This window comes from Modicisalibacter muralis, from assembly GCF_900102945.1.
Taxonomy (GTDB): Bacteria; Pseudomonadota; Gammaproteobacteria; order Pseudomonadales; family Halomonadaceae; genus Modicisalibacter; species Modicisalibacter muralis.
Genome location: NZ_FNGI01000004.1, coordinates 289,215 through 299,654, shown reverse-complemented (window position 1 = coordinate 299,654; position 10,440 = coordinate 289,215). Strand labels below are relative to the sequence as shown.

Annotated in this window: 9 protein-coding genes; 1 reads left to right on the top strand and 8 read right to left on the bottom strand. The window is 63.9% G+C overall.

What is annotated here, in order from left to right; all coding sequences use genetic code 11:
• The 8 genes from pyk to BLR92_RS09915 form a co-directional block, all read right to left on the bottom strand.
• Positions 1–842, bottom strand: an 842-nt coding sequence (gene pyk / locus BLR92_RS09950; RefSeq protein ID WP_089728032.1) for a pyruvate kinase, incomplete at its 3' end; no start/stop codon positions are given.
• Positions 839–2,143 (bottom strand): glycerate kinase type-2 family protein, encoded by a 1,305-nt coding sequence (locus BLR92_RS09945; protein ID WP_089728030.1) that lies wholly within the window; start codon positions 2,141–2,143, stop codon positions 839–841. The genes pyk and BLR92_RS09945, both read right to left, overlap by 4 nt.
• 41 nt (positions 2,144–2,184) lie before the next feature.
• Complete coding sequence (locus BLR92_RS09940) at positions 2,185–3,072, bottom strand: 2-hydroxy-3-oxopropionate reductase (RefSeq protein ID WP_089728028.1); 888 nt, start codon at positions 3,070–3,072, stop codon at positions 2,185–2,187.
• A gap of 156 nt (positions 3,073–3,228) precedes the next feature.
• Positions 3,229–4,008: a hydroxypyruvate isomerase gene (gene hyi, locus BLR92_RS09935; protein ID WP_089728026.1), complete on the bottom strand. Its 780-nt coding sequence runs from the start codon at positions 4,006–4,008 to the stop codon at positions 3,229–3,231.
• Positions 4,009–4,082: 74 nt separating this feature from the next.
• Complete coding sequence (gene gcl, locus BLR92_RS09930) at positions 4,083–5,858, bottom strand: glyoxylate carboligase (RefSeq protein ID WP_089728024.1); 1,776 nt, start codon at positions 5,856–5,858, stop codon at positions 4,083–4,085.
• A 292-nt stretch (positions 5,859–6,150) separates the two neighbouring features.
• Positions 6,151–6,639, bottom strand: coding sequence for an ureidoglycolate lyase (locus BLR92_RS09925; protein ID WP_089728022.1), 489 nt, complete (start codon positions 6,637–6,639; stop codon positions 6,151–6,153).
• 27 nt (positions 6,640–6,666) lie between these two features.
• Positions 6,667–7,497 carry a bifunctional allantoicase/(S)-ureidoglycine aminohydrolase gene (locus tag BLR92_RS09920; protein WP_089728087.1) on the bottom strand — a complete coding sequence of 277 codons (831 nt, stop codon included), beginning with the start codon at positions 7,495–7,497 and terminating at the stop codon, positions 6,667–6,669.
• A 346-nt stretch (positions 7,498–7,843) separates the two neighbouring features.
• Positions 7,844–8,686 (bottom strand): MurR/RpiR family transcriptional regulator, encoded by an 843-nt coding sequence (locus BLR92_RS09915; protein WP_089728020.1) that lies wholly within the window; start codon positions 8,684–8,686, stop codon positions 7,844–7,846.
• Positions 8,687–8,978: 292 nt separating this feature from the next.
• Here BLR92_RS09915 and BLR92_RS09910 point away from each other — a divergent pair, with 292 nt between their 5' ends.
• A complete protein-coding gene (locus BLR92_RS09910; RefSeq protein WP_089728018.1) occupies positions 8,979–10,418 on the top strand; it encodes a YfcC family protein in 1,440 nt (479 codons plus the stop codon).
• The last annotated feature ends 22 nt before the right edge of the window (positions 10,419–10,440 follow it).

The window sequence follows — 10,440 nt, the reverse complement described above, 5'->3', positions numbered from 1 at the left end:
CGGTTGAGGGTCCTGGCGCGCTGGATGATGCGCTTCTGCACGCCGATCAGCTGGGCATCGCCGATCTCCACGCCGAGATCGCCGCGCGCGACCATCACCGCCTCGCTGGCGCGGATGATGTCGTCCAGCGTCTCGGGGTCGGCGACCGCCTCGGCGCGCTCGATCTTGGCGACCAGGCCGATGTCCTGGCCGGCCTCGCCGAGCAGCTCGCGGGCCAGTTGCATGTCGGCGGCGCTACGCGGGAAGGAGATCGCCAGGTAGTCGACGCCGATGTCGATGGCGGTCTTGAGGTCCGCGCGGTCCTTGTCGGTCAGTGCCGCGGCGGACAGCCCGCCGCCCTGCTTGTTGATGCCCTTGTTGTTGGACAGCTTGCCGCCGACGCGCACCGTGGTGTGCACGCGTGGCGCCTCGACGCGCTCGACGACCAGCTCGAGGCGGCCGTCGTCAAGCAGCAGCACGTCGCCGGCGGCGACGTCCTCGGCGAGCGTCGGGTAATCGCAGCCGACCCGGTGGGCGTCGCCGGCATCGCGCTCAAGCGACATGTCGAGGACGAACGCCTGGCCCTCGTCAAGGTGCACCGCGCCCTCGGCGAAGCGCGCGATGCGGATCTTCGGCCCCTGCAGGTCACCCAGCGCGGCGACGGTACGCCCGTGGCGCTCGGCGGCCTCGCGCACCGCCAGCAAGCGCCGGCGGTGATCCTCGGGGGCACCGTGGGAGAAGTTCAGGCGCACCACGTCGACCCCGGCGGCGATCAGCGCATCGAGCACGCCGTCACGGTCGCTGGCGGGGCCCAGAGTGGCGACGATCTTGGTGCGGCGGATAGGATGCAGCGGTCGACTCATACGGTCCTCGGTAGCACCAGAATGGCGCGGAAATCGTTAACGTTAGTGCGCGTGGGTCCGGTGACGATCAAATCATCGAGTGTGGAGAAGAAGCTGTAGGCGTCGTTGCGCGCCAGATGATCCGCCACCGACAGCCGCGCGGCCTGGGCGCGTTGCCAACACTCGGGGCCGATCACCGCGCCGGCGTTGTCCTCGGAGCCATCGATGCCGTCGCTATCGATGGCCAGGGCGTGAACACCCTCGGCGCCCTCGAGCGTCTCGAACAGGCCCAGCAGATACTCGACGTTGCGCCCGCCGCGACCGTCGCCGCGCACGGTGACGCTGGTTTCGCCACCAGAAAGCATCAGCAGCGGCCGCTCGCGCCGCTCATCACGCGCCTGCAGCGCCATCAGCCCCTGAGTACGGCCCAGGTCGCGCGCTTCGCCCTCGAGATCGTCGCCCAGTACGCGAACTTCCAGCCCGCTACGCTCGGCTTGCTCGCGAGCAGCTTCCAACGCATCGGCGGCGCGCGCCAGTACCACCGTTTCATCACGCGCAAAGCCGGGGTCGTCGCGGTGAGGAGCGCTGCTATCGCTGACCAGATGTCGGCGAACGCTATCCGGCACCTCGATACCGCGCGCATCGAGAATCGCCAGGGCATCGGCCGGGGTGGAGTCATCGGGCAGGGTCGGGCCGGAGGCGATCAGCGTGGGGTCGTCGCCGGGCACATCGGAGATCAGGTAGGTCACCACCCGCGCCGGATGCGCCGCTACCGCCAGCCGCCCGCCCTTGATCGCCGAGAGATGCCGACGCACGGTGTTGATCTCACGAATCGGCGCACCGCAGCGCAGCAGTTCCTTGGACAGCGTCTGCTTCTGGCGCAGGGTCAGGCCTTCGGCCGGCAACGCCATCAGCGCCGAACCGCCGCCCGAGATCAGCGAGATCACCAGGTCGTCCTCGCCGAGTCCACGCACCGCATCGAGCATGCGCTTGGCGGCCTGCTCGCCAAGCTCGTCGGGCATCGGATGCGAGGCCTCCAGCACCTCGATTCGCCGGCAGGCCTCGGCGTGGCCGTAGCGGGTCACCACCAGTCCCGAGAGCGCGGCCTCGGCATCGCGAGCCTGCCAGGCCTGCTCCAGCGCCTGAGCCATGGCCGCAGCGGCCTTGCCGGCGCCCACCACCACGGTACGCCCGGCCGGCGGCGCAGGCAGTTGATCGGGCAGCAGGCTGGCGGGATGCACGGCGGCCACCGCCGACGCGGCGAGTCGCTCGAGCCAGGTGCGCACGGCGGCGCTGTCGGCGAAGGACGTAAGGGCGTTCATGGCGTGACCTCTCAGTAAATCCCGGTGGCTGACGTCAACGCTTATTGGCCGACTTCATGATCGGCGAGTTTTTCCAGCGCGCGCAGAATGCCGGCGTGATCCCAGTCGGCTCCACCGTTGGCGGCACAGGCCTGGAACAGCTGCTGGGCATTGGCGGTGCCGGGTAATGATAGGTTCAGGCTGCGCGCGCCTTCCAGCGCCAGATTGAGATCCTTCTGGTGCAGCTTGATCTTGAAGCCGGGATCGAAGGTGCGCTGGATCATGCGCTCGCCATGCACGTCGAGAATCTTCGACTGGGCGAGACCGCCGAGCAGCGATTCGCGGACCTTGGCGACATCCGCACCGGCCTTGGAGGCGAACAGCAGGCCCTCAGCGACCGCTTCGATGGTCAGCGCGACGACGATCTGGTTGGCCACCTTACAGGTCTGGCCGTCACCATGGCCGCCAATATGAGTGATGGTCTTGCCCATGATCTCGAGTAGTGGCTTGGCGCGCTCGAAGCCCTCCTGGGTGGCACCGACCATGATCGTCAGCGCGGCATTGATCGCGCCGCCTTCACCGCCGGAAACCGGTGCATCGACGTACTCGCCGCCGGCCTTCTCGATGCGCTTGGCGAAATCCTGAGTGGCCAGCGGCGCGATCGAACTCATGTCGATGACCAGCGTGCCGGGCTTGAGACCGGCGGCGACGCCGTTGTCACCGAACAGCACCAGTTCGACGTCCGGGGTATCCGGGACCATGGTGATGACCACCTCGGACTGCTCGGCGACCGCCTTGGGGTCGGCGCAGACCTGGGCGCCCTTGTTGGCGAGTTCATTGGCCAGCGGCGTGCTGTGCTCGACGGTGAATATCTCGTGGCCGGCATCCAGCAGGTGGCCGGCCATCGGACGGCCCATGATACCCAGGCCAATAAAACCGATCTTGCTCATGGTCTCTCTCCTTTGTCTTGTCGTTGATGCTTTCAAGGTCTGTGCCATACCGGCACCGTGAGCAGGCCTGCGAGGAGGCGCTGTAAACCCTTCCCTAGGCGCTACCGATTCCTTCCCTGGAATCGGACCTCCTCTTCGGCCTGCTCCGGCGCTCTATCAGCCGCGGGCCTGATCGAGCCAACCCAGCCCTTCGCGGGTGGTGGCCTTGGGCTTGTATTCACAACCGATCCAGCCGTCGTAACCCAGCCGGTCGAGATGCGCGAACAGGAACGGGTAGTTGATCTCGCCGGTGCCCGGCTCGTTACGTCCCGGGTTGTCGGCCAACTGCACGTGAGCGATGCGCGCCAGGTGTTTCTCGATGGTCGGCGCGAGATCGCCTTCCATGATCTGCATGTGATAAATGTCGTACTGCAACTTGAGGTTGTCACTGCCCACTGCATCGAACAGCGCCAGGGCCTGCTCGGTGCGGTTGAGGAAGAACCCCGGGATGTCGCGGGTATTGATCGGCTCGGCGAGCAACAGAATCTTCTCGGCGGCCAGCTTGTCGGCGGCGAAACGCAGGTTGTCGGTCAACGTCTCCCGGGCCTGATCCTGGCTGACGCCCTGCGGCTGGATGCCAGCCAGGCAATTGACCTGCTTGCAGCCCAACGCCTTGGCGTACTCGATGGCCTTGTCGACGCCCTCGCGAAACTCCGCGACGCGCTGCGGATGGCAGGCGATGCCGCGCTCGCCGGCTCCCCAGTCGCCGGCCGGCAGGTTGTGCAGCACCTGGGTCAACCCGTTGGCCTCGAGGCGCTCGACGATCTGCTCGGGCCGGTAATCGTAGGGAAACAGATACTCGACGCCCTTGAAGCCGGCATCGGCGGCGGCCTTGAAGCGGTCGAGGAAATCCTCCTCGGTGAACAGCATGCTGAGATTGGCAGCAAACTTGGGCATGTCGCCTCCTATCTTGCGCTTGATCGTTGTCATCGAGCGTACCATCGGCCTGGGGCCGACGGTACGCCAGAGGTTCAGGTGAGCGATGCGATCGAGGTTGGTGCGTCGGTCGCGTTTTCGGCCAGCGCTTCGAACTCGTTGACGCCGCTCAGGTCGGTACCCATCGAGATATTGGTCACCCGCTCGAGGATGACCTCGACGACGACCGGCACCTGGTGCTCACGCATCAACTCGCGGGCCTGCTCGAAAGCGGGCGCGATGTCGTCAGGCTTGGTCACGCGCAGCGCCTTGCAACCCAGGCCTTCGACCACCGAGACGTGGTCGACGCCGTAGTCATTGATCTCCGGGCAGTTGATGTTCTCGAATGACAACTGCACGCAGTAGTCCATGTCGAAGCCGCGCTGGGCCTGGCGAATCAGCCCCAGGTAGGAGTTGTTCACCAGCACATGGATGTAAGGCAGCTTGAACTGTGCACCGACCGCCAGTTCCTCGACCATGAACTGGAAATCGTAGTCACCCGACAATGCCACGATGTTGGCGTCGGGGTCGGCGCGACGCACGCCCAGTGCCGCCGGGATCGTCCAGCCCAGCGGGCCGGCCTGACCGCAGTTGATCCAGTGGCGCGGCTTGTAGACGTGCAGGAACTGACCGCCAGCGATCTGCGACAGACCGATGGCACTGACATAGCGGGCATCCTTGCCGAACACCTTGTTCATTTCCTGGTAGACGCGCTGAGGCTTGACCGGCACGTCGTCGAAGTGGGTCTTGCGCAGCAGGGTACGCTTGCGCTCCTGACACTCCTCCGCCCAGCCACTGCGATCCTTGAGCTTGCCGGCTGCCTTGAGTTCCTTGGCGACCTCGACGAACAGCGCCAGCGCCGCCTTGGCATCGGAGACGATGCCGTAATCCGGGCCAAAGATGCGCCCGATCTGGGTCGGCTCGATGTCGACGTGGACGAATTTGCGATCCTGGATATAGGTCTCGACGTTACCCGTGTGGCGGTTGGCCCAACGGTTGCCGATGCCCATCACGAAATCCGAGGCGAGCATGGTCGCGTTACCGTAACGATGCGAGGTCTGCAAGCCGACCATGCCGGCCATCAGCGGATGGTCGTCGGGAATGGTGCCCCAGCCCATCAGGGTCGGAATGACCGGCACACCGGTCAGCTCGGCAAACTCGGTCAGCAGCTCGCTGGCATCGGCGTTGATGATACCGCCACCGGCCACCAGCAACGGCTTCTCGGCCTCGTTGAGCATCGCCAGCGCTTTCTCGATCTGGGCACGCGAGGCGCTCGGCTTGTAGGCCTGCAACGGCTCATAGGTGTCGGGATCGAACTCGATTTCGGTCATCTGCACGTCGATCGGAAGGTCGATCAACACCGGGCCCGGACGACCGGAACGCATCAGATGAAAGGCCTGTTGAAACGCGCGCGGCACCTGGGCCGGCTCCAGCACGGTGGTCGCCCACTTGGTGACCGGCCCGGCGATCGCCTTGATGTCTACCGCCTGGAAGTCCTCCTTGTGCAGCTTGTTGCTCGGCGCCTGGCCGGTAATGCACAGGATCGGAATGGAGTCCGCACTCGCGGAGTACAGGCCGGTGATCATGTCGGTGCCGGCTGGGCCTGAGGTTCCGATACACACGCCGATATTGCCGGCCTTGGTGCGGGTATAACCCTCGGCCATGTGCGAGGCACCCTCGACGTGGCGCGCCAGCACGTGATCGACACCGCCGACCTTACGCATGGCGGAATAGAAAGGGTTGATAGCGGCGCCAGGCAAGCCGAAGGCGACATCGATGCCTTCCTTCTTGAGTACGTGAACGGCGGCTTCTGCTGCAGTCATCTTGGCCACGATGGTTTCTCCTCGGTGACACGAAAGTTGTTGTTGTTTTCAAAACTAGATCGCACCGAGCACACTGTCAATATTTTATGGAAAACATTTCCACTAAAATGACAGCGACATGCGTTATCTCTTGCAAACTCAAACGCTTAGCTCAACAAGATACCTGCATGCTTTGTCTCATTGACCGCAATAACGGCGTTCACGATGAAAATTACCAGGCACACAAAAAGACCGGCGGTCGAAACCGCCGGCCAGAAAAACGTGGAAAAATTCTCCACAGAAGATAAAAAGGGTGGCGAAATCAGTCCAGGGCGACGCGCACCGCGAGCGGATGCTCATCGCAGTTGTTGCCCGCGCCGCCCCGATCGACGACCAGGAACTCGCCTTCACGCTCAAGCACCGACTGGATCGCATGCCAGGTGCCGGCGTGATAATTCACGCCCTGGTGGCCATCGGTGACGAAGGCGCGAACGCTGTCGGGGTCGATGCTCTCGCCAGGCGGGGCCACGACGACCAGGAAGCGCTCTTCGTGCAGCGGCATGAAGGCCTGGCTGCCCTGCGGGTGGCGCTCGAGAAAATCGAGCGTCAGCGGCAGCGAGACCGGCTGACTGACGAAGATGCTGATCAGCGTGCGCGCCTCGTCGCCCAGCGTCTCGACCTTGGCCAGGTCGTGGTAACGCCGGGTGCGCCCGGCATTGATCGGAAAATACTCGGATGTGCGCGTATCGATGACATCGCCGAAGGGCGCGAAGGCCTCGGGCGTCAGCGGCCGCGCGGTCAGTTCCAGCATGACTCTCTCCTCGGGTTCGTTGGCCGCTTACCGGGCAGGCGTCGTGCTCAGCTTCATGTGGCGGTTGACGTCCTTGTACAGCAGATAGCGGAACGGCCCCGGGCCGCCGGCGTAACACGCCTGCGGGCAGAAAGCGCGCAGCCACATGAAGTCGCCGGCCTCTACCTCGACCCAGTCCTGGTTGAGGTGATAGACCGCCTTGCCCTCGAGCACATACAGACCGTGCTCCATCACGTGCGTCTCGTCGAAGGGAATCACGCCGCCGGGCTGGAAGGTGACGATGTTGACGTGCATGTCGTGGCGCACGTCGGTCGGATCGACGAAGCGGGTGGTGGCCCAGCGCTCGTCGGTGTCCGGCATGGGAGTGGGCGCGATGTCGTTCTCATTGGTCACGAACGCTTCCGGCACGTCGATGCCCTCGACGAACTCGTAGGTCTTGCGCACCCAGTGGAAACGCACCGGCGCGCCGGATTCGTTGCGCACCTGCCAGGCACTGCCCGGCGGCAGGAAAGCGTAGCCGCCCGCCACCATACGGTGACGCTCGCCGGCCAGGGTCAGGGTCATCTCGCCCTCGACCACGAACAGCACGCCCTCGGCGGCGGGATCGAGTTCGGGCCGTTCGCTGCCACCGCCCGGGCCGACCTCCATGATGTACTGCGAGAAGGTCTCGGCGAAGCCCGAAAGTGGGCGTGCCAGCACCCACAGCCGGGTCTCTTCCCAGAACGGCAGGTTGCTGGTGACGATGTCGCGCATCACGCCCTTGGGGATGAAAGCATAGGCTTCGGTGAACACCGCCCGGTCGGAAAGCAGCTGTGTCTGCGGCGGGTGGCCGCCGGTAGGAGCGTAATATTTATTCATGATGATCCAATCCTCGTGATTGACGTTCTTTTCACGTCGCCTCCAGCCACCGCGCGTGAGCGACTCCATCGCCGCCGGTGGCCCAGTTCCCCGCATGGTTCCGCTCGAATCGCCACGTTCCCAGTAAGATCACGCGTGCGTTTGCACCCCGTCTATCAGACCAGCTCATGATCGGCAAAAAACCAAACTGCGGCTCTTGTGAAACTAACGTCTCAAGACTACCTTGTCTAGAAACTTTCGTTTCATGCGTGAACGGAGACGGGCAATTATGGAACCAGGTTTCATAACCAATCAGTCGATGGGTTCGAAGGCACGAACCGCTCGAAGCAGAAGCAAGAGTGGCGTATCAGGGCGCCAGCTCGTCCAGCCCCTGATACAGCTCGCTCACCGCATTGATCCGAGCGCGCCCCCGGGCCAACCGCTGATGCAGAAGTCCATTCGCCAGCAGGCTGATCAGGCTCATGGCACTGGCATAGCTATCGAAGGCCGAAACGCCGTCGATCGGACACTCCAGCCACCAATCGACCCGCTCGGCATAACCGGCCGCCGTGGCATCGGCGATCAGCAGCAGGCGACAGGGCATGGAGACCAGCTCATCCACCAACGCATCGAACAGCCGCGGTCGGCGCCGAAAGCCAAACAGCACCACCAGATCCCCCTCGCCCAGCCCCACCAGGTCCTCGGCCAGCGACTGATTGGGCTGAGGGGCGAGGCTGACGTCGTCGCGCGCCTGGATCAGCTGTTGCCGACAATGCACGGCCAGCGGGTAGCCGTTGCGAAAACCCACCAACACGACCCGACGCGCGCTATCCAGGCCCTGCACGATGGCTTCGAAGGTCTGGGGTTCGATACTCGCCAGGGCCCGGCGCAGGTTCTCCTGCTCGCGTTCGAGGTGGCGCTTGAAGCGCTCGCCATTGGCACCCACCGCTTCGGGATCAGTGACCAATGGCATGCCCTGGCTGCGCAGCTGACGCGCGTGGCGCTTCACGGCTTGAAAGCTCTCGAAGCCAAGGCGCTTGAACAACCGGCTGACCGTGGATTTGGAAACGCCCGTCAAGCGCGCCAGATCCGCGGCGCTGTAAACCGCCAGATCATCGAAGTGATCGAGAATGAAGGCCGCGACCCGCTGCTCCTGAGCGCTCAAGTCGCCATATTGTGCCGAGATCCGCTGCCCGATATGTGGCGTCATGGCCACCTGTGGCGTCCGCAAGAGAAACTCCCCTCGTTTCAAGAGACATTCGGGAGGTACGCCGTCAGGCGTTATTTTTTTCACCACACCAAATGCTGGAAAGCGTTTCCAAAATTATTACCGAACGTTGCCGACCCAGGTTCTGGGCGGAATGGCTCACGCCATACCGTAGCCAGCGCCTGGGCTGGCACGTCGCCCCGGCAACAGCCACTCCCGCGGCGCCGATCATGGCCGGGGCGCTACGGCGCCGCATTACTATAACGACACCGCCAACAACAATGCGAGGCAACCCATGTCCCAACCAACCTCCAGCGCGAGCACACCCCGGACGAAGAAGCGGTCGTTTCAGATACCGCACATCTACGTCATCCTGTTCATGTTCATCGCCATCGCTGCGATAGCGACCTACTTCGTGCCCGCCGGGCAGTACGAACGGATTCCCGGGCCCAACGGTCGCATCACCATCGATGCCGCCTCTTTCGAATTCGTCGAGGCGTCCCCGGTAGGTATCGTCGACTTCATGCTGGCGATCCCCAACGGCCTGATGAGTGCCGGCCAGGTGGTGTTCTTCACCTTCATGATCGGCGGCATGTTCATGGTGCTCAGGCGCACCGGCATCATCGAGATCGGCGTCGACAAGCTGACCCGACGTTTCGCCAACCAGAGCCTGCTGGTCATTCCCGTGTTGATGGTCGTGTTCGCCGGCATCGCCACGTTGATCGGCACTCAGGAACTGGCCCTGGTCTATGTGCCGGTCATTCTGCCGCTGATGATCGCCCTGCGCTTCGACTCGGTGACCGCTGCCGCCGTGGCGTTGTGCGCGACCACCGCCGGCTTTACCACGGGTATTCTCAATCCCATCAATACCGGGCTCGGCCAGCAGTTGTCGGGGTTGCCGCTGTACTCCGGCTTCGCCCTGCGCGCGCTGGCCTTCGTCATCATGGTGAGCGTGGCGATTTTCTTCGTCATGCGCTATGCGCGTAAGGTGCGCCAGAATCCCGAGCTCAGCCTGATGGCCAACGATGAAACCGAGGCCGAGAAGCGCTCGCTCTACCAACACGCCACCGACGAAGGTGCCCTGGTGGCCAACACCCGCCAGAAGCTGGCCGCCGTGGCGACCTTCGCTTTCTTCGGCATCCTGGTCTATGGCGTGCTGCGCCAGGGCTGGTTCATGATGGAGATGGCGGGCCTGTTCATCATCATGGGCATCGTCGTCGGGCTGATCGCCGGCCTGAGTACCGAAGCTATCTGCGAAGGCTTCAACAAGGGCTTTCGCGACGTACTGGTCGGCGCGATGATCGCCGGCGTGGCGCGCGGCGTGGCGGTGGTCCTCGAGGACGGTCAGATCATGGATACGCTGGTCTACGGTCTGGGTAACCTGATCGGCGAACTGCCCGCGCTGTTCACCGCCATCGGCATGTACTTCGCCCAGCTCGGCTTCAACTTCGTCGTGCCCTCGGGCAGCGGCCAGGCGTTGGTCACCATGCCGATCATGGCGCCACTCGCCGATATCGTCGGCGTGACCCGCCAGTCCGCGGTATTGGCCTACCAGCTTGGCGACGGCATCGGCAATATTCTCTACCCGACCTCCGGCTATTTCATGGCCACCTTGGTCATTGCCGGCGTGCCATGGCAGAAGTGGTGCAAATTTTTCATACCGCTGTTCGGCACCTGGGTCGCGATCTCGGTGTGCTTCATGATCTTCGCCCAGGCCACCCAATGGGCCGGCTAGCCACCGCACATTGCCACCGATC

Excerpts from the sequence above, each read along its gene's own strand:
- BLR92_RS09945 (WP_089728030.1), bottom strand. The coding sequence starts at position 2,143 with ATGAACGCCCTTACGTCCTTCGCCGACAGCGCCGCCGTGCGCACCTGG.
- BLR92_RS09940 (WP_089728028.1), bottom strand. The coding sequence starts at position 3,072 with ATGAGCAAGATCGGTTTTATTGGCCTGGGTATCATGGGCCGTCCGATG.
- hyi (WP_089728026.1), bottom strand. The coding sequence starts at position 4,008 with ATGCCCAAGTTTGCTGCCAATCTCAGCATGCTGTTCACCGAGGAGGAT.
- BLR92_RS09925 (WP_089728022.1), bottom strand. The coding sequence starts at position 6,639 with ATGCTGGAACTGACCGCGCGGCCGCTGACGCCCGAGGCCTTCGCGCCC.
- BLR92_RS09920 (WP_089728087.1), bottom strand. The coding sequence starts at position 7,497 with ATGAATAAATATTACGCTCCTACCGGCGGCCACCCGCCGCAGACACAG.
- BLR92_RS09915 (WP_089728020.1), bottom strand. The coding sequence starts at position 8,686 with ATGACGCCACATATCGGGCAGCGGATCTCGGCACAATATGGCGACTTG.
- BLR92_RS09910 (WP_089728018.1), top strand. The coding sequence starts at position 8,979 with ATGTCCCAACCAACCTCCAGCGCGAGCACACCCCGGACGAAGAAGCGG.